20 protein-coding genes and 1 tRNA gene are annotated in these 18,369 nt (G+C 61.7%); 11 read left to right on the plus strand and 10 right to left on the minus strand.

What is annotated here, in order from left to right:
* Positions 1 to 41: 41 nt before the first annotated feature.
* From HMPREF3115_RS31900 to HMPREF3115_RS11955, 3 genes are read right to left on the minus strand one after another with little or no spacing between them, the layout of a single operon-like run.
* Positions 42 to 401 carry a hypothetical protein gene (locus tag HMPREF3115_RS31900; RefSeq protein ID WP_125902666.1) on the minus strand — a complete coding sequence of 120 codons (360 nt, stop codon included), beginning with the start codon at positions 399 to 401 and terminating at the stop codon, positions 42 to 44.
* Positions 401 to 751, minus strand: coding sequence for a hypothetical protein (locus HMPREF3115_RS11950; protein ID WP_070554517.1), 351 nt, complete (start codon positions 749 to 751; stop codon positions 401 to 403). The genes HMPREF3115_RS31900 and HMPREF3115_RS11950 overlap by 1 nt, the downstream gene beginning before the upstream one ends.
* Positions 752 to 772: 21 nt before the next feature.
* Positions 773 to 1,252, minus strand: coding sequence for a hypothetical protein (locus HMPREF3115_RS11955; protein WP_059965888.1), 480 nt, complete (start codon positions 1,250 to 1,252; stop codon positions 773 to 775).
* 173 nt (positions 1,253 to 1,425) lie between these two features.
* On the opposite strand from HMPREF3115_RS11955, the gene HMPREF3115_RS11960 reads away from it, so the two are divergent.
* Both HMPREF3115_RS11960 and HMPREF3115_RS32390 read left to right on the plus strand, forming a co-directional pair.
* Complete coding sequence (locus HMPREF3115_RS11960; protein ID WP_059965890.1) at positions 1,426 to 1,824, plus strand: helix-turn-helix domain-containing protein; 399 nt, start codon at positions 1,426 to 1,428, stop codon at positions 1,822 to 1,824.
* Positions 1,825 to 1,877: 53 nt separating this feature from the next.
* Positions 1,878 to 2,957: an HNH endonuclease gene (locus tag HMPREF3115_RS32390; RefSeq protein ID WP_233632955.1), complete on the plus strand. Its 1,080-nt coding sequence runs from the start codon at positions 1,878 to 1,880 to the stop codon at positions 2,955 to 2,957.
* A 5-nt stretch (positions 2,958 to 2,962) separates the two neighbouring features.
* On the opposite strand, the gene HMPREF3115_RS11965 is transcribed toward HMPREF3115_RS32390, so the two are convergent.
* Positions 2,963 to 3,193 (minus strand): hypothetical protein, encoded by a 231-nt coding sequence (locus HMPREF3115_RS11965; protein WP_070554518.1) that lies wholly within the window; start codon positions 3,191 to 3,193, stop codon positions 2,963 to 2,965.
* A 271-nt stretch (positions 3,194 to 3,464) separates the two neighbouring features.
* Here HMPREF3115_RS11965 and HMPREF3115_RS29080 point away from each other — a divergent pair, with 271 nt between their 5' ends.
* The 3 genes from HMPREF3115_RS29080 (at position 3,465) to trmB (ending at position 5,965) form a co-directional block, all read left to right on the plus strand.
* The gene (locus tag HMPREF3115_RS29080) at positions 3,465 to 4,736 is read left to right on the plus strand and encodes a RelA/SpoT domain-containing protein (RefSeq protein ID WP_083302196.1); all 1,272 of its coding nucleotides are present in this window, start codon (positions 3,465 to 3,467) and stop codon (positions 4,734 to 4,736) included.
* Between the two features lie 262 nt (positions 4,737 to 4,998).
* A tRNA-Gly gene (locus HMPREF3115_RS11970) sits at positions 4,999 to 5,073 on the plus strand.
* A 127-nt stretch (positions 5,074 to 5,200) separates the two neighbouring features.
* Positions 5,201 to 5,965 (plus strand): tRNA (guanosine(46)-N7)-methyltransferase TrmB, encoded by a 765-nt coding sequence (trmB, locus tag HMPREF3115_RS11975; protein ID WP_006406296.1) that lies wholly within the window; start codon positions 5,201 to 5,203, stop codon positions 5,963 to 5,965.
* Positions 5,966 to 6,377: 412 nt separating this feature from the next.
* Here the strand turns inward: trmB and HMPREF3115_RS29085 are convergent, their stop codons facing one another.
* The 5 genes from HMPREF3115_RS29085 to HMPREF3115_RS11990 form a co-directional block, all read right to left on the minus strand.
* Positions 6,378 to 7,241, minus strand: coding sequence for a hypothetical protein (locus HMPREF3115_RS29085; protein ID WP_083302197.1), 864 nt, complete (start codon positions 7,239 to 7,241; stop codon positions 6,378 to 6,380).
* A gap of 9 nt (positions 7,242 to 7,250) precedes the next feature.
* A complete protein-coding gene (locus HMPREF3115_RS30870) occupies positions 7,251 to 7,943 on the minus strand; it encodes a phospholipase A2 (RefSeq protein WP_157160138.1) in 693 nt (230 codons plus the stop codon).
* A gap of 522 nt (positions 7,944 to 8,465) precedes the next feature.
* Positions 8,466 to 9,296 (minus strand): undecaprenyl-diphosphate phosphatase, encoded by an 831-nt coding sequence (locus HMPREF3115_RS11980; protein WP_006400907.1) that lies wholly within the window; start codon positions 9,294 to 9,296, stop codon positions 8,466 to 8,468.
* A gap of 76 nt (positions 9,297 to 9,372) precedes the next feature.
* Positions 9,373 to 9,954: a DUF1439 domain-containing protein gene (locus tag HMPREF3115_RS11985; RefSeq protein WP_006406298.1), complete on the minus strand. Its 582-nt coding sequence runs from the start codon at positions 9,952 to 9,954 to the stop codon at positions 9,373 to 9,375.
* 169 nt (positions 9,955 to 10,123) lie between these two features.
* Positions 10,124 to 10,462, minus strand: coding sequence for a YkgJ family cysteine cluster protein (locus tag HMPREF3115_RS11990; protein ID WP_006400909.1), 339 nt, complete (start codon positions 10,460 to 10,462; stop codon positions 10,124 to 10,126).
* Positions 10,463 to 10,621: 159 nt separating this feature from the next.
* Here HMPREF3115_RS11990 and hemN point away from each other — a divergent pair, with 159 nt between their 5' ends.
* The 4 genes from hemN to HMPREF3115_RS12010 all read left to right on the plus strand — a co-directional run bounded on the left by hemN (position 10,622) and on the right by HMPREF3115_RS12010 (position 13,446).
* Positions 10,622 to 12,013 carry an oxygen-independent coproporphyrinogen III oxidase gene (gene hemN, locus HMPREF3115_RS11995; protein ID WP_070554519.1) on the plus strand — a complete coding sequence of 464 codons (1,392 nt, stop codon included), beginning with the start codon at positions 10,622 to 10,624 and terminating at the stop codon, positions 12,011 to 12,013.
* Positions 12,014 to 12,094: 81 nt separating this feature from the next.
* Positions 12,095 to 12,352: a hypothetical protein gene (locus HMPREF3115_RS12000; protein ID WP_006412091.1), complete on the plus strand. Its 258-nt coding sequence runs from the start codon at positions 12,095 to 12,097 to the stop codon at positions 12,350 to 12,352.
* Between the two features lie 102 nt (positions 12,353 to 12,454).
* Positions 12,455 to 13,108: a protein-L-isoaspartate O-methyltransferase family protein gene (locus HMPREF3115_RS12005; RefSeq protein ID WP_006412081.1), complete on the plus strand. Its 654-nt coding sequence runs from the start codon at positions 12,455 to 12,457 to the stop codon at positions 13,106 to 13,108.
* Positions 13,109 to 13,122: 14 nt separating this feature from the next.
* Entirely contained in the window at positions 13,123 to 13,446 is a 324-nt protein-coding gene (locus HMPREF3115_RS12010) for a rhodanese-like domain-containing protein (RefSeq protein ID WP_070554522.1), read from the plus strand.
* 60 nt (positions 13,447 to 13,506) lie between these two features.
* Here HMPREF3115_RS12010 and HMPREF3115_RS12015 read toward each other — a convergent pair whose 3' ends face one another.
* The gene (locus tag HMPREF3115_RS12015; protein WP_006412085.1) at positions 13,507 to 14,835 is read right to left on the minus strand and encodes an omega-aminotransferase AptA; all 1,329 of its coding nucleotides are present in this window, start codon (positions 14,833 to 14,835) and stop codon (positions 13,507 to 13,509) included.
* 305 nt (positions 14,836 to 15,140) lie between these two features.
* Here HMPREF3115_RS12015 and urtA point away from each other — a divergent pair, with 305 nt between their 5' ends.
* Entirely contained in the window at positions 15,141 to 16,448 is a 1,308-nt protein-coding gene (urtA, locus tag HMPREF3115_RS12020) for an urea ABC transporter substrate-binding protein (protein WP_006406303.1), read from the plus strand.
* A 182-nt stretch (positions 16,449 to 16,630) separates the two neighbouring features.
* Positions 16,631 to 18,253 carry an urea ABC transporter permease subunit UrtB gene (gene urtB, locus HMPREF3115_RS12025; RefSeq protein ID WP_070554524.1) on the plus strand — a complete coding sequence of 541 codons (1,623 nt, stop codon included), beginning with the start codon at positions 16,631 to 16,633 and terminating at the stop codon, positions 18,251 to 18,253.
* Positions 18,254 to 18,369: the final 116 nt, after the last annotated feature.

Raw genomic sequence — 18,369 nt, forward strand, 5'->3', positions numbered from 1 at the left:
CGGGATTCCCGAGGCCGAGAATCCCGGAAGCGGGCACCCGATTACTTGTGCCCGTTCCACTCGGGATCGGGATCATCTTCCCATGCTGGTGCCCACTCCCGGTTTGCCCATCGGGGGTGCCTTAGATCGAACGGTTTGCCGAGCCCGCGACGCGGTAACTGTCGGTTGTAGATGAACCCCGACACGCCTGCCTCGGACAGTCGTTTCTCCGTCTCATGGAATTGCGCCGTGCAGTAGCGCGGGCCATGCTGGAAGAACTCCGGACCTTCGAGCGGCGAATCCGGCGTCCATATCTGCCAGACGTATTTGTACCAGCGCGGATTCGGATGCAGGTACGTCCCGAAGAACGCAACCCCGGTCCCGCTCCATCGTTGAAAATCTTCCTTCGTCGGTCGAAGCATTATCGGTGGCCGTCCCGCTGGAGGCCGCGAATGTTGCCGGAAATCAACTCGCGGAGGCGCCGGGCATAACGTAGCTCGTCAGCCGCATCGACATACCAGAACTCGTAGTGACGAAGCTCACTGTTTTCGATCTCGGCGCGCACGAGGACTTCAATGCAAGACTTTCCGTCTTCGCGCTCGCACATGCGACCGAGCAACCCTGCCTTGCCGTTCCTCGACTTCGCGATGAGATAGCCGCATTCTTCGGCAACAAGCACCCATTGCCGGCCGAGCGAGTCGACCGACATGATGCCGACCCGCTCCGTCGTCGCAGGCCACGGCTTCCCTTCGAACAATCTCTCGAATTCCATGTTCGAAATCTCAGCACGCGATTACGCGACCCGCGCCAGTATCCGCCGTTGCGCCTGATATTGGACGCTCTGCGCATCACCCTGCAACTCTTCCAAAGCTTTCATCAAAACGTCCTGATACAGCGGTAGCAACGCCTCCAAGCGTTCGGCGATTCCTGCGTCGCTCGCAAGATTATTCACGAGCCGCTGGTACCCATCGAAGCCGAACATCCGATCCCGGATCGGTCGAAGTACACACCGCCGATTGTCATTCTGCTCCTCGGTGATGTCGACGTAGCCGAAGTGCTTAAGGTCGAACGCCGCGCCGATTACTTGCCCTTGGCTGCCGCCGAGAACACAACTCAGTTCGTGCAGGGTCATGCCCGGAAATGCATTGATCAGTCCGAGTGCTCTGGCCGCCATCGGCGTCATCTGCAACGCGCTCGCGAGCGCCGACGCTCGACATCCCTCATAGGCGGTCATGAAGGCGTGAAACCGGGAAAGAGGATCGTTCGTGGTCATAGGTCGTTGATTTTTCTGGATTGGCCCTTGCCCGAGAGCGTTCGTTGTTATCCCCGACCGCTCAGGCATCTCCGCACGATACGTCAACCCCTCGACAAATTCAACCATATTGGAATATAACATTCCAATATGGTTGTTCATCGCAATCGGAATGAAGACGACCATATCGTCCTATGACTACCCGCCCTGCCTCCCCGACCGAAGACGCTCAAGACGCATTGCTTGCCGCTCGTGTCGGAACTGCCATTGCCGAACAACGACGCGCACGCGGCCTGACACAGGCGAAGCTCGCGGAGATGATCGACCTGGAACAGGAAGCGGTCAGCCGATGGGAGCGTGGCACTCGTGTGCCGACTTTGCATCGGCTCCAGCAGCTTAGTGACGCACTCAACTGCTCGGTAGACCAGTTGTTGCAGCGCGGATCGAAGCGACCGGATGACCAACTGGCGATGATTGCGGACGCGCTCGATGGACTGGATAGCGACGAGCGGGAACTCGTCGTGAATTTCGTTCAGCAGTTCGCCGACATGCTAAAGGCCAAGCATCCGGCCAAGAGCAAGCGGCGCAAGTAACAATCAAGTCTTGCAGCGACAAACGTTGCATTCACTCGGATCATATTGTTCCCATGCCTGATCTTTCAAACTATACAGGCAACCCGCCGAATGCGTTCGCACTGAGCGTCATCCATGCGCTGGAAGCTGCCGGCTTTACTATCGCTCCCACGACGCAGGGTCCGAATGACCAGAGAAAGACTCTGCGTATCACTTGGCGCGGCGTGCACGTCGGGAATATGCACGAGGATCTCTGGGGGCATAATCCCCCTTATGCTTGCTTGTACCGGTTCGAGAAGAATCGCGCCAAGGCTCCCCCGAACTTCGATAAGGCCGAGTTCGCCCTGCAACATGGGTGTGACCCGAATCTATTGCAGGTCAATAGTGACTACAGCGGTTCGTATCTTTGGGTCCATGACGAAGCGACGTGCCTGCTTCTGATGCAAGACTGGGCGAGAAGGATCGACGAAGAAAATCGACTTGAATCGGATTGGTCCGAACCAGAATTGAGAGCCTCCGTCGTCGCGTATCTCGACATGGCACGTCGGCTTCGGAACGGGCAATCCGTTGTAAAGAAGCAGGTCTATCGAGACCTCTCCGCGAGAATTGGCCGGTCCGAGAAGTCGTGCGAATACCGGATGCAGAACATCTCCCATGTCTTAGCTCTCATGGGACGGGACTGGATACCCGGCCTCCCACCGGCAAAGAACGTTGGAGTGAGGGTCACTGAGCAGATAGAAACGCTCATATGCGAATTGGAAGGCCGCCGCGAATCGGCGAGGGCTACCGAAGCAGCTACGGTCGCCAAGCTTCGCAAGACGCTGAAGCAACGCCCCGCAGGAAGCAAAACGCCCCAAAAAACTACATCGACCACGACCAGTATCGTACGGGATCCGCAGGTCAAAGCATGGGTACTCGAGCGAGCAAATGGGATATGCGAGGCGTGCGACCAACCGGCTCCGTTTATCGGCGCAGATGGCTTCCCATTTTTGGAGGTCCATCATCTCCGCCGACTTGCGGACGGCGGATCGGATACGCCAACGAACGCGGTCGCCGTTTGCCCGAACTGCCATCGACGGCTCCACTTCTCGGAAAATGCTCGCGCGTACCGAGAAACGCTCTTTGGAAAGGTCGCTGAGCTGGAACGCGAGTAGAGGGCTCAGAATTCGCTCGCACGGCCGATGTATATCACCCACGCGGATTCGATGAGCCTCGCGTCCTCCTCGCCCGTCTCGAATCCTGGAACGTCTTCGAGAAGCAGCCGCAGTTTCTCCGTGAAAACTGCTCGCGAGAGGTCACCCCCGAAATCTTCGCGCACTGCAGCAGCCAGATCGCGAATCTGGTCGATAGTCGGCGGCGGGAAATCGTCGTGATGTTGAGTGTTGTGCATGTGACGACTATCTCGGCAGGGCTGCAGTCAAGACAACGAGGCAAGACTCTTACTCTTACCTCCCGTTGACGTAGATCAACCCGTAGCAATCCGGCGAGCAAAATCGCGCTTCATCTGCCTCGCACAGGCAGTAGTGATTGGCCATGCAAAGACGCTGCGCATCACATGCGCGTCAGACGCCTTATGATGTATGCTGGCACCATAACTGAAACGCAACACCGAAGAGCTTAAATTTCGCTCGGATACGAATCGCAAACACCTACTTAACGCCATGTATTCAAAGACAAAGATTGATCGCGCAGGCCTCGCATTGGCGAAAGAAAAATATCGCGACGAAGACGAATACTTCGAGCTGGAAGAGGTATTTGACGAATATCGCAAGGCTCACCTACAACCGCTGTCCGAGACAACCCTCGAACTTCAGCACCTTTTATCTAACTATGGCGCACAGTATTATATTGCCCAACGACTCAAGCGAAAGCCGCAAATCATTCGAAAACTCAATAGATTGAGCGTACGCTTAACGCAATTGCAAGATATCGGCGGCTGCAGAATTATTGTCCAAAAGAACTCGGATGTTGACAGGCTTCTTAAGCACTTAAATAACCGCGTGCAATCACAAAATGTATTTTCCATTGATCGCATCACAGACTATCGCGACCTTGGTCGAGATTACACAGGATACCGATCTCTTCATGTAATTTTAAAGCGTGGGGGAGTACATCTTGAGCTCCAAATTCGGAGCAGAATTCAACATTATTGGTCTGAAAGTATCGAACGCACGTCTGTCATCTACGGCTACCATCTGAAAGAAGGTGAAGGCGATGAGCGCGTCATCGGATACTTCAAAAACTTATCGGACGTCTTCTACGAAATTGAGGCAGGTCGCGAACCCTCAATTGATCAGCGTTTGAGAGTAGATGAGCTTCGGGACGAATGTGAACGGCTCATCGAGCAATCCGATCGATATAAAGTATTTGACAGCTTCGTTAACGAAGACATTATCAAAACACTAACGGAGAAGGAAAGCAGAAATTCTGCAGGCCTCAACAACTGGATACTTGTTTTTGACTGGAATGCCGGAGCCTTCGTTAGTTGGGACATTGTTAGTCGCAATCCGAGTGATGCCGTCGAAACCTACATCGAGTACGAAAAAATATTCCCTGTCGAATCAGGCTATGAGGTAGTGCTAGTGGGGTCATCTGAGGTAGCCACGGTTAGACAGACTCATAGCCACTACTTCGGCATCGAAAGCTACCAAAACATCCTTGAGAACTTGGATACGTCCATCGTCGGGTTCAGCAGAAAAATTGACATCGATATCGGCGCCAGGCAGATTCTGTCGACTTTGCACCGCCGCCGCTTTTGGGGAAAGAAAACTGTTTCTGTCGATACTCTGAGCAATCATTTTTGCAAGAGCGTGCTCACGTTCGAATCTTCCCTTCGATCTCTTCAAGATCGCGAATTGATACAGGTTTCGTCTCTGAATGGCGGAATTTCCCTCAACATTCGAAAGAAATCGGAGATTGAGCAGTATGTATAGGCAAACTCTTATCCGCTTCCGCGCACAACGCGAGTTAAATGATTCGAACGTGAAGGCTCGTTGATTCGGGCTAGCGCCGATGATGTTCGGACGTCTTTGTGGAAGCGTGAATCGATTTCTATAAGTGGCCGAATTCAGACTGCCCCACGTAACATGCCAGCGACGCCACCGCTCCAGCATCGAGCCATGCCAGTTTCGATGCCAGCCGCCAAAACGCCCCCCTTGCCATCCCCACCCAAACCCCTGTAGAATCGCCAGTTCTGCGGGCGTCGTATAATGGCCATTACCTCAGCTTCCCAAGCTGATGACGTGGGTTCGATTCCCATCGCCCGCTCCACTTTCCGGCTGCACTGCAGCCAGCGCGCAAGCCGCCTCGTCGAAGGCGGCTTTTTTGTACCATGTGCCGGTTCCGCCGGTCACCGCGCCCGAGCCCTCGCTCGCAACCGAGCCAATCTCTGTCACCGATGATGCACGACGATCCGAACGAAGCCGGCCTGCCGCCGCACGACGACGCCTTGTCCGACGAAGCCGCCGACGGCACCGAAGTCAATCCGCTGCACCGCCGCCGCATCCGCAGCTTCGTCACGCGCGCCGGCCGCGTGTCCACCGGCCAGCGTCGCGCGCTCGACGAGCTCGGCCCGCGCTTCGTCGTCCCGTACGCACCCGAAACGCCCGACTGGAATGCGATCTTCGGCCGCAGCGCGCCGCGCATTCTCGAAATCGGCTTCGGGATGGGCGCGTCGACGGCCGAAATCGCCGCGAATCGCCCGGGCGACGATTTCCTCGGCGTCGAAGTGCACGAACCGGGCGTCGGCGCGCTGCTGAAGCTGATCGGCGAACAGGATCTGTCGAACATCCGCATCATCCAGCACGACGCGGTCGAAGTGCTCGAACACATGCTCACGCCCGAAAGCCTCGACGGCGTGCACATCTTCTTCCCCGATCCGTGGCACAAGGCGCGGCACCACAAACGCCGTCTGATTCAGCCGCCGCTCGTCGCGCAACTGGCATCGCGCCTGAAACCGGGCGCGTACCTGCATTGCGCGACCGACTGGCAGAACTACGCGGAACAGATGCTCGAGGTGCTGAGCGCCGAGCCGACGCTCGAAAACACGGCCGACGGTTACGCGCCGCGCCCCGACTATCGGCCCGTCACGAAGTTCGAACGACGCGGGCTGCGGCTCGGTCACGGCGTGTGGGATCTCGTGTTCCGCAAGCGCGCGGGCTGAGCGATCGGCGCACGCGCTCGCCGACGGCCGACGCATACGTCGCGCCGGTGGCATCGACGGCAATGCGGCCACACCGGCAAACGCCCGTGTGGCCGTTTTCACGTCTTCCGCCGATACGCTTGCCGCGTCGCACGGAGTTCAGGGGCCGGTTGTCATAGCCGACCGGTAGTGCCGACCCGCCGAACCCATTAAGTAAAGCACGTGCCGGCCTTTTACAATCCGCCTAACGGCTGAGCTTGTGCCCCCGAGATACCATGCATATTTGCCTGCACACCGGTTCCCGGGCAGCCGGACACGCATGACGGGCTCGCCACACCCGTGCGCAGCCCCTGCCCCGAAAACATCAACGATTTATTGACGATCGCGGGCACCTTATGAATCAGCAAGGCGCAACGGTCGGAATCAAGACATCTCAATTCGAATAGCTTACCCCAGTCGAATATCTATCAGGAAATTCAGACGGCCTTCCAGTAAAGACATTAGGATTCGAAATACGCAACATATCAATATTGCTTGCCAAGATAGACACGAATGCGCGTATATCGAGCCTCGGCGCTTCTGCTACCACGTTCAACGCGCGCGAATCCCCCATCACTGCTGCCAACGCATATCCTGCATAGACGCCTTCCGGACTACCTCCGTCTCTTCCTGCTTTAGCCGCCAGAATGTATCCGGTGAACGCCGAACCGCTAGCCATCACTGCATTTTGCGCGGCAACGATTCTTCTAGACCATTCACTGCCATCTCCGGACTTATTCATTTTATCGAGAATTTCACCGCTATCCTTGCTGCAAACTTCCCGCATCAAATAAAAATAACTAGCCTTCACGTTACCTTGTTCGACCAATTTCCCGAGCTCATCGATACTCATCTTATATCCAGTAACGACCTCTTCTGGCATCGGATAGCCGCTCTTCATCAGCCACTCGTACTGCTCTCGGCTATTAAACGCGATCGCATTTTGTCGGAAATTCTTGTAGAATTCGTCCATCACAAGCCTATCCGATCCGGGAAATGAACCCCTGAGCTCTTCGTCGTTACCAAAATCTTTCGACACATGCACATTAGGAAATTGGTATTTTTTTGGAGCTTCGTCCTCTGACGGCCTGCGCTCAACTGCGACGGAATTGAATGAATCGACCGAGGCGGACTTTGTTTGATGCCCCATAGCGGAGTTCTCGGTATTTTTATTTGGCGAATCAGGGCCGGCGCGAAGCCCGAAATAGAACACGCTCGCGATCACACACAGCACCAGAAAGATCCAAAACTTTTTCATAACTTCCCCCTACTCAATATTGCACAGACTTGCACCAGTGTACTTGCTCACCACACCGCGGAGAAATCCAAATAGCGCGCAATACCACTGATCGACCGCCTCCTGATATGGTTTATCTCCAAATTTACGGACAGCATCTGCGTACTTCTCTGCTATTTCGCCACACAAGCCAGAACCGTTGCAAATTTGCTTCATATCCCGCTCGAATAAATTGTCACATAGCGCCTTGCTGAGCTTGCTTCCATAACAAACGTCATGGTTGTTACATGCGTTGGTAAAATCGTACCCGAGCGGCGCATTAGGTATAACGTACTTCATCCAACCGCTCGCAGGACCACAACCGTTTTGCAAGACACCTGCGTTTGGGACAAAAGAAATGCCGGACGTGAAGGGTTGGTTTCTCGGAATAAAACTGTGAAGGCGGAAAACGCCGATATTAGGTGGATTTGAAAAGTCACAATTTTTCAAATCTCGTCTTAGCATCTGCGTGTATTGACACTGAAGCCTCGGACTATTAGGCACATTGGCCAATGCCCAGCTCGTAGGACCTTTTGATGGCGGCCCGATGTCCCCGGCAAAATCCATCACCGATCCATATGGCCTTGATCCGGTAACGTTAATAGCAGGCAGTACGCCTTGCGCCATTGCAGTCTCTGACAATGCAAGCGGAGATACAAATAGCAAAGTTGCGATTTTCCCCATTTGTGCGTCCATTGAAATTATGTTCACGCAATCCGACTGAAGCGTTCAGTCGTCTCCTCCCCTGCCCCGGACAGCTGTCTGGGGACGTAATCGCTCGTCTAGCCCTATTTACAAAACAACGCGGCAAAGCGAAACAGGAGTGGCTTTGGGATGCTAATGCGAATGAGAATCATTCGCAAGTAGACTGTGAGGCTTCCCCGACCTTGCCGTGGCAAGGGTACGTACGTAGAGCACGGTGCACTACCGGTGCGGGTCATCCTTGTCCGGCGTGCCGACGTACCAGAACCGATGTCGGCCAATCGGCACTGGTTGACGACTATAGCAACGTAGGTCTCCCAATCTGCAGGCCGTACGCGACCTCAGCTGACTGCCCGGCGCTGCGATCGGCTCCGAAACGAGACCACCAGCCATTACCGCTCCATGCACAACCCGCTTTTGTCAGCATCAAAAACAAAACGGCCCGACCGGCATCTGCCGATCGGGCCGTTTTCACATCCGCGCCCTACTCCCCACGAACGCCGATCACGCCCAGTTCAACCACCCGCTATAACCGACGAGCAACACGAACAACCCGAACACGATCCGATACCACGCGAACACCGTGAAGTCGTGCGTCGCGACGTAGCGCAGCAGCCAGCGCACGCAGACGAACGCACTGACGAAGGCCGACACGAGCCCGAGCACGAACAACCCGAGCGCGTCGACGGTGAACGCGTGCCAGTCCTTCACGGTTTCATAGAGCGTCGCGCCGAAGATGATCGGAATCGCGAGGAAGAACGAAAACTCGGTCGCGACGCGACGCTCGAGGCCGAACAGCATCCCGCCGATGATCGTCGAGCCCGAGCGCGACATGCCGGGAATCAGCGCAAAGCACTGCGCGACACCGACTTTCAACGCATCCAGCGGCGTCAACTCGTCGATCGACTGCACGCGCGGCGGCTCGCGGCGCTCGCGCTGCCGCGCTTCGGCCCACAGAATGATCGCGCCGCCGACGACGAGCGCGAACGCGACCGGCACCGGCGAGAACAGCACGGCCTTGATCTTTTTCTCGAGCAGCAGCCCGAGCGCAATCGCCGGAATCGTCGCGATGACGACGTTCAGCGCGAAACGCCGCGCGTCGGGCCGGCTCGGCAGCCCGGTCACCACCGACGCGATCCGCTGCCGATACTCCCAGCACACGGCGAGAATCGCGCCGAACTGAATCACGACGTCGAACGTTTTCGCATGCGCGTCGTTGAAATTGAGGAAACTGCCGGCGACGATCAGGTGGCCGGTGCTCGATACCGGCAGGAATTCCGTCAGCCCCTCGACGACGCCGAGGATCAATGCCTTGCAGATCAGGATCCAGTCCATCCGTGGCCCAACTCCGAAGTGATCGAAAGAAAGGGCCACGCAGTCGTCGCGGCCCGCCCGGCCGCGCGATGCGACGTCACTTCTCGACGATCGCCACGCGTATGCCGTTTGTAAGAATCGTAATTGTACCGGGTTCGTAATTTACGCCGCCAAATTGCAGTTGCTCGGGCTTGAACGTGTAGATCGGATAGTTCGTGAGCAGCTGCGTCGCGAGCAGGCCGGCGGCCGCGCCGACCTGTTGCGTGTACATCTGCGCGTCGCCGTCGAGCACGAGGTTGTCGACGGCCGGCGCCCTGAGCACGACCGAGCGGCTCGGCGCATCGTACGCGAGCTGCCCCGACACCGTGAAGCGGCCGCTGACGGGCATGCGCAGGAACGGACTCTCGAAATGCGCGTCGAGCTGCACGGCGATGCGATTCTGATCGGGCAGCAGGCTGACGGCCGGATTCGCGAGCGAGACGTCGACGACCTGCGCGACGGTCTTCTGATACGGAAACTTGCGCGCGACGGCCTTTTGCACGTCGCCGCGCGAGAACGTGTAGTGATCGGGGATGAACGGGAACGTCGACGCGCACGCGACGAGCGACACCGACACGCCGACGGCGGCGGCGCACGCAGCAAGAAAACGGCGCCGGCCGGGCGCGCGGGATGCGGTCATGCTGAAGCTCTCCTGTTCCTGTAACGGACGAATCCGGCGCTGCGCTCGGCACGCTCCGATGCGCACGACGTCGATGCGAATTAGTGCAGCAGCACCGCACGCGGGTTCCACGCGCCGGACCGCCGCAGTCCCACGCCGCCAACGCAGCGCCGACGCCTAACCGCGCACGCTAGCGCCGCACGCTGCCACCGGGACAAGCGGCCACAGGCTGCGTCGCGGCTTCGAGCTGCGTGAGCCACGCGAGCGCCTCATCGCGCGATGCGCCGCACATCTCGGCCGACGGCTGCAGCCCCGAACAGCACGCGGGTCGCTCCGGGCTGCCGAAGATCCGGCAACGCAGATCGTCGCCGAGCTGCACGCAGCGCACGCCGGCCGGCTTACCGTCCGGCATGCCCGGAATCGGGCTGGAAATCGACGGCGCGATGCAGCACGCGCCGCATCCTTCGCGACAGGCGTGCGGCGGCAACACATCGGCGGGCGCCGGGCGAACGGCAGTTTCGGCAGGCACTCGGCTCTCCGGCAAGCAACAAAAAAATCGGTGCGGCAACCGGACGCGTCGTCCGATCGTGCAGCCCGCATTGTGCCACTGCCGCTGCGACGTTATTACACAATGCAGCCCAATCGCGCATTTATATACTCGAAAGCATCTAAAAAGCGCGAGACCGCCATGACTTCCGGTTCTGCCGACACGCTGTCCCGTCCCGACCTGCTCGCGAAATACGGCGCGAACGGGCCGCGCTACACGTCCTACCCCACCGCGCTGCAGTTCCGCGACGACTTCCCGCATAGCGACTACGTGCGCGCGGCGAGCGATCCGGGCGCGTCGTCGAGCGAGCTGTCGCTGTACTTCCACATCCCGTTCTGCAACACGGCCTGCTTCTACTGCGGCTGCAACCGGATCGCGACGAACAACCATCGGCGCGCGCGCCCTTATCTCGATCAACTGAAACGCGAAATCGAGCTACAAGCGACGCTGTTCGATCGGTCGCGCCCGGTCACGCAACTGCATTGGGGCGGCGGCACGCCGACGTTCCTGTCCGACGACGAAACGGCCGAGCTGATGGCCGCGACGCGCGAGCACTTCCTGCTCGCGCCCGACGCGGATGCCGAATACTCGATCGAAATCGACCCGCGCACGGTCACGCCGGCCACGCTCGTCCATCTGCGCACGATCGGCTTCAACCGGCTGAGCCTCGGCGTGCAGGATTTCGATCCGGACGTGCAGCGCGCGATCAACCGGATCCAGCCGCTCGCGATGACGGCCGACGTGATGGCCGCCGCGCGCGCGACGGGCTTCCATTCGATCAGCGTCGATTTGATCTACGGGCTGCCGCACCAGACGGTCGCCGCGTTCGCGCGCACGCTCGAGACGATCATCGAGCTCGCCCCGGACCGGCTGTCGGTGTTCGGCTACGCGCACATGCCGCATCTGTTCAAGATGCAGCGCCGGATCGACGACGCGACGCTGCCGCTGCCCGAAACGCGCATCGCGCTGCTCGGTCTCGCGATCGACATGCTGACGTCGGCCGGCTACGTCTACATCGGGATGGACCACTTCGCACGACCCTCCGACGAACTCGTGCGCGCGCAGCGCAACGGCACGCTGCAGCGCAATTTCCAGGGCTACAGTACGCGCGCCGATACGGACCTGATCGGGATCGGCGTGTCGTCGATCGGCAAGGTCGGCGACGTCTACGCGCAGAACGCCAAGGATCTGCCGGCCTACGGCGCGGCGCTCGAGGCGGGACGCCTGCCGATCGCGCGCGGCGTGCGGCTGACCGCCGACGACCGCCTGCGCCGCGACGTGATCGCTCAGCTGATGTGCAATCTCGAGCTGCCGTTCTCGCCGATCGAAGCCGCGCACGGAATCCGCTTCGCCGATCGTTTCGCGCGCGAGCTCGACGCGCTGCGCCCGTTCGAGCGCGACGGGCTGCTGACAATCGCCGCCGACCGGCTGACGATCCACCCGCCGGGCCGGATGGTCGTGCGCAACATCGCGATGGCGTTCGACGCGTATCTCGGCCGCACGCCGGCGCAGCGCTACTCGCGCACGGTCTGAGCCGCCGCGCGGCGCAGGCGGCCGGCGCGCGGGCGGCGGGTTTGATAAAGTACGGAGCTTACGCTCCGCCACACGCCCACGATGCGCACCACCAAAGCGACCCACGCGGTCGAACGCCTGAAAGCCCGCTCCGGCAATCCGCAGTACGCGGCCGTCGCGATGCCGGGCGGCCTGTTCTATCTCGTCGACCGCTCGGGCGGCACGGCCGAGAAGCGCTGCGACCCGCTGCCGCTCGACGAATTCGTCAAGTTCGTCGATGAACTTGGCCCCAAAAAACCGCGCAAGGTCAGCAAGCTCGACCTCGCGTTCGAGGCGCAGATCAACAAGCGGAAAGGATAAGGTTCGTTGCAGGGCGCCTGAAGGCTTGCCGGGCGCCCTGTTTGGTACAATCACGAAGTTTTTCTATCCTCGCTGATAGCCGCCAGGCTGCATGACCACACCATGAATATCGAAAAAGCGCGTTTCAACATGATCGAACAGCAGATCCGGCCGTGGGACGTGCTGGATCTGGACGTCCTGGGCCTGCTGTCGATCGTCAAGCGTGAGAATTTCGTTCCGGCCGAATACCGCGATCTCGCGTTCGCCGATCTCGAACTGCCGCTGCCCGGCGGCCGCAAGATGCTGTTCCCGCGCGTCGAAGCGCGCGTGCTGCAGGAACTGGCCGTCAAGAAGCACGAGAACGTGCTCGTGATCGGCGCGGGCTCCGGCTACCTGACCGCGCTGATCGCGCACCGCGCGCTGCACGTGACGGCCGTCGAGATCGACCCGACGATCGCGAAGTTCGCGGCCGACAACCTGCGCGAGAACGCCGTGACGAACGCGGAAGTCGTGCTCGGCGACGGTTCGCTCGGCTGGCCCGACAAGGCGCCGTACGACGTGATCTGCGTCGCGGGCGGCCTGCCGGTCGTGCCGCAGCAGATGCTCGAACAGCTGAAGATCGGCGGCCGCCTGTCGGCGTTCGTCGGCGGCCGTCCGGTGATGAAGGCGCAGGTGATCACGCGCATCGACGAGAAGCAGTATCGCGTCGCGGACGTGTTCGAAACCTACGTCGACCACCTCGTCAACGCGATGGAACCGTCGCGCTTCAAGTTCTGAGCGGCGGAGCCACCATGCAGATCCTGACGCCCGCGATGCTCGCGGAATGGCTTCGCGATCCGGCGCGCCCCGCGCCGGTCGTCCTCGACGTGCGCGAACCGTGGGAAGTCGCGACCGCGCAGATCGACGGCAGCGTGTCGATTCCGATGCAGCAGATTCCCGCCCGCAGTGAAGAGCTCGACGACGGAGCGGAAATCGTCTGCGTCTGCCATCACGGGATGCGCAGCGCGCAGGTCGCGATGTTCCTCGAATCGCGCGGCTTCACGAAGCTGTACAACCTGCAGGGCGGAATCGACGCGTGGTCGCGCGACGTCGATCCGTCGGTGCCGCGCTACTGATCGCCCGCTACCGAGCGCACGCCGGGCACGCGCATCGCGTGCCCGCGCTTCTCTCCTTCGCTAGTCCGTTTCCTTCAGCGCTTCCGCGACGATCGCGAACAGCTCCGCGATCTGTGCCTCCTCGACGATCAGCGGCGGCGAAAACGCGAGGATGTCGCCCGTATAGCGGATCATCGCGCCCTTCCTGTAACACCTGACGAACACGTCGTACGCGCGCGTGCCGGGCTTGCCGTCGCGCGGCTTCAGCTCGACGCCGCCGACAAGCCCGAGATTGCGCACGTCGATCACGTGCCGCGCGTCGCGCAGCTTGTGGATCTCGCGTTCGAACACGGGCGCCATGCGTGCCGCGCGGTCGAACAGCTGCTCGTGTTCGTAGACGTCGAGCGTCGCGCACGCAGCGGCCGCGGCGAGCGGATGCCCCGAATACGTATAGCCGTGGAACAGCTCGATGCCGGCCGGCGCGCCGTCGACGATCGTGTCGTGGATCATGTCGCTCGCGGCGACGGCGCCCATCGGCACCGCCGCGTTCGTCGTGCCTTTCGCCATCGTCAGCAGATCGGGCGTCACGCCAAAGAACTGCGCGGCGAACGGCGCGCCGAGACGGCCCCAGCCCGTGATCACCTCGTCGAAGATGAGCAGGATTCCGTAGCGGTCGCATAGCGCGCGCAGCCGCTCGAGATAGCCCTGCGGCGGAATCAGCACGCCGGCCGAGCCGGCGACCGGTTCGACGATCACCGCGGCGATCGTCGATGCGTCGTGCAGCGCGACGATTCGCTCGAGTTCGTCGGCGAGATGTGCGCCCCACGCAGGCTGCCCTTTCGAAAACGCGGCTTCGGCGATGTTCAGCGTATGCGGCAGATGGTCGACCGCCGGCAGCAGCGCGCCCGAATACGCCTTGCGGTTCGGCGCGATGCCGCCGACCGAGATGCCGCCGAAGCCGACGCCGTGATAGCCGCGCTCGCGGCCGACGAAGCGCGTACGTTGCGCTTCGCCGCGCGCGCGGTGATACGCGAGCGCGATCTTCAGCGCGGTATCGACCGCTTCGGAGCCGGAGTTCGTGAAGAACACGTGCTTCAGATTGCCCGGCGTATGACGCGCGATGCGCGTCGCGGCCTCGAACGCCTTCGGGTGCCCCATCTGGAACGTCGGCGCGAAATCCATCTCGGCCGCCTGCGCGCCGATCGCCGCGACGATCTCGTCGCGGCAATGACCGGCGTTCACGCACCAGAGCCCGGCGGTGCCGTCGAGAATGCGCCGGCCGTCGTCCGACGTGTAGTACATCCCCTTCGCCGATACCAGCAGGCGCGGCGCGTCCTTGAACTGACGGTTCGCGGTAAACGGCATCCAGAACGCGGACAGATCGGGCGTATTCGAGGGCGATTCGGTCATGACGTCTCCTTGGCGGTATCGGGCGCGGCCGTTCGCTGCGCCGGCGTGGTGCGCCGACGCCCGTTCGATGCGGATCGAACATCGAGTGTAGGCACCGAAACGGTGAAGCACAACCGTGCACCATCTGCGCCCGCGCGCCTGCACCGCAACGGCGCGGCCGATGCCACACGATGCGTCATCGAATCCCGCCGAACGGCCGCTCGGGCCCGCCCCGCGCGGCTTCGCGCGACTGGCACATGCCTTGCGTGGGTGGCTCGGCCGGCGCCGCGCGGCGCATGCGCATCCAACACGTCAAGGGGATACCGATGAAACGTCGCAGTCTGTTGAAGTTCGGTTCGATGGCCGGTGCGCTCGCGCTGGCAGGCAGGAGCCCGTTCGCGCACGCAGCCGATGCGGGCACCGGCCCGATCAAGGTCGGCATCCTGCATTCGCTGTCGGGCACGATGGCGATTTCCGAAACGTCGCTGAAGGACACGGCGCTGATGACGATCGCCGACATCAACAAGAACGGCGGCGTGATGGGCCGCAAGATCGAGCCGGTCGTCGTCGATCCGGCGTCGAACTGGCCGCTGTTCGCGGAGAAGGCGCGCCAGCTTCTGACGCAGGACAAGGTCGCATGCGTGTTCGGCTGCTGGACGTCGGTGTCGCGCAAGTCGGTGCTGCCGGTGTTCGAAGAGCTGAACGGGCTGCTCTACTACCCGGTGCAGTACGAAGGCGAGGAAATGTCGCGCAACGTCTTCTATACGGGCGCCGCGCCGAACCAGCAGGCGATTCCGGCCGTCGAGTATCTGATGAGCGCCGAAGGCGGCGGCGCGAAGCGCTTCTTCCTGCTCGGCACCGACTATGTGTATCCGCGCACGACGAACAAGATCCTGCGCGCGTTCCTCAAATCGAAAGGCGTGAAGGAAGCCGACATCCAGGAGGTCTACACGCCGTTCGGCCACAGCGACTATCAGACGATCGTCGCGAACATCAAGACCTTCGCGCAAGGCGGCAAGACCACCGTCATCTCGACGATCAACGGCGATTCGAACGTGCCGTTCTACAAGGAGCTCGGCAACCAGGGCATCAAGGCGACCGACGTGCCGGTCGTCGCGTTCTCGGTCGGCGAGGAAGAGCTGCGCGGGATCGACACGAAGCCGCTCGTCGGCCACCTCGCCGCATGGAACTACTTCATGTCGGTGAAGAACCCGACCAACACGAAGTTCAAGGACCAGTTCGCCGCGTGGGTGAAGGCGAACAATCTGCCGGGCGGCGCGAAGCGCGTGACGAACGATCCGATGGAAGCGACCTACGTCGGCATCCATATGTGGAAGCAGGCGGTCGAGAAGGCGAAGAGCACCGACGTCGACAAGGTGCGTGTCGCGATGATCGGCCAGACCGTTGCCGCGCCGTCGGGCTTCACGCTGTCGATGGACGGCAACCATCATCTGCACAAGCCGGTGATGATCGGCGAGATCCGCGGCGACGGGCAGTTCAACGTCGTATGGAAGACGAAGACCGCGGTGCGGGCGCAACCGTGGAGCCCGTTCATCGCCGGCAACCAGGGCAAGCCGGACGTCGTCAGCTCGATTCCGGCATTCCTGCGCCGGCAGCGCGCGGCGCTGGCCTGATGCGATGCGGGACGTTGCTTGCATGCGCAACGTTCCGCACCTGAGCGGTTCAGCGCGATGACGGCGCGGTACGGCGGCTGCGTCGTTGTATGCCGCATCGCGAGGCCGCCGCGGCCGCCGAAACGCGCGGCCCCGCCGCTCCCCCGCACGTCACCGCTTCTCTACGCCTGACAGGATTTCCGATGCCACTACGCTTTCGCCGGGCCGTCGCCGTCGCGGCCCTCGTCTGTGCCGCTGTCGCGGGCGCGCTGCCGCACGCGGCATACGCGCTGACGGCCGCCGACACCGCCGCGCTCGCGGGCGACGACTTCGACGCGAAGACGGCCGCGATCGAACGGCTCGCCAGCGACACCGATCCGCGCGCGCGCGCGCTGCTCAATGCACTGTCGAGCGGCGACGCGCTCGCGACCGGCGACGCGCACGTGCTGATCCAGACCGGCGACACCACGCACGACGCGCTCACGCAAGCCGCGACGCCGGCGGGCGACGCGCAGCCCGTGATGCTGAACAACCTGCTGCGCACGAAGATCGCCGCTGCGCTGTCGGGCCTCGCGCTGGCATCGCCCGACGTCGCCGCGCGGCGCGACGCGATCGATGCGCTGCTGAAGTCGCCCGATCCCGCACTGAAGCCGATGATCGAACGCGCTCGCGCGAAGGAGACCGATCCCGCCCTGAAACGCCGCCTCGACGCGCTGTGGGCGATCGCCGCGCTGCACGATGCCGATCCGGCGAAACGCCTCGAAGCCGTGCGCGTGGTGGCCGCGCGCAGCGATGTCGACATGATCGAGCAGTTGCGTCCGCTCGTCGCGAAGAACGCGGACGGCAGCTTTGCCGAACCCGACGCGCGCGTGCGCGACGCGGCCCAGGACGGGCTCGACGCGCTGCATGCGCTGCAGCGCCGCGCCGAGATCGTCGGCACCGTGTTCGCGGGCCTGTCGCTCGGCAGCGTGCTGCTGCTCGCGGCGCTCGGCCTCGCGATCACGTACGGACTGATCGGCGTGATCAACATGGCGCACGGCGAATTCCTGATGATAGGTGCGTACGCAACCTATGTCGTGCAGACGCTGATCCAGCGCCACGCGCCGGCCGCGTTCGACTGGTATCCGCTCGTCGCGGTGCCGGCGTCGTTCGCGGCGGCCGCACTCGTCGGCATCGTGCTCGAACGGCTCGTGCTGCGGCATCTGTACGGCCGCCCGCTCGAGACGCTGCTCGCCACGTTCGGCGTGAGCCTGATCCTGATCCAGGCGACGCGGATGCTGTTCGGCGCGCAGAACGTGCAGGTCGTGAATCCGTCGTGGATGAGCGGCGGCGTCACCGTGATGCAGAACCTGATCCTGCCGTACAACCGGCTCGCGATCCTCGCGTTCGCGCTCGCGGTAGTGGGCGTCGCATGGGCCGTGCTGACGAAGACGCGGCTCGGCCTGTTCGTGCGCGCCGTCACGCAGAACCGCCGGATGGCCGCATGCGTCGGCGTGAAGACCGCGCGCGTCGACGCCTATGCATTCGCGTTCGGCGCCGGCATCGCGGGGCTCGGCGGCTGCGCGCTGTCGCAGATCGGCAATGTCGGCCCGGACCTCGGGCAGAACTACATCATCGATTCCTTCATGGCGGTCGTGCTCGGCGGCGTCGGCCAGATTGCCGGCACCGTGCTCGGCAGCTTCGGTCTCGGCCTCGTCGGCAAGGCGATCGAACCGTTCTGGGGCGCGGTGCTGGCGAAGATCGCCGTGCTCGTGATGATCGTGCTGTTCATCCAGAAGCGTCCCCAGGGCATGTTTGCCGCGAAGGGCCGCAGCGCGGAGGCTTGACGTGACTTCCCTCACCGATTCGTTGTCGAACGGGGCCGCCGATGCGCAGCCGCACGCGCCCGCCGCGCGCACGCACGGCGGCTTCGCACTGGGCCTGCCGCCGCGCCCGGCGCTGC

Origin of the sequence: Burkholderia sp. HMSC10F09 (assembly GCF_001806955.1) — a bacterium.
Taxonomy (GTDB): Bacteria; Pseudomonadota; Gammaproteobacteria; order Burkholderiales; family Burkholderiaceae; genus Burkholderia; species Burkholderia multivorans.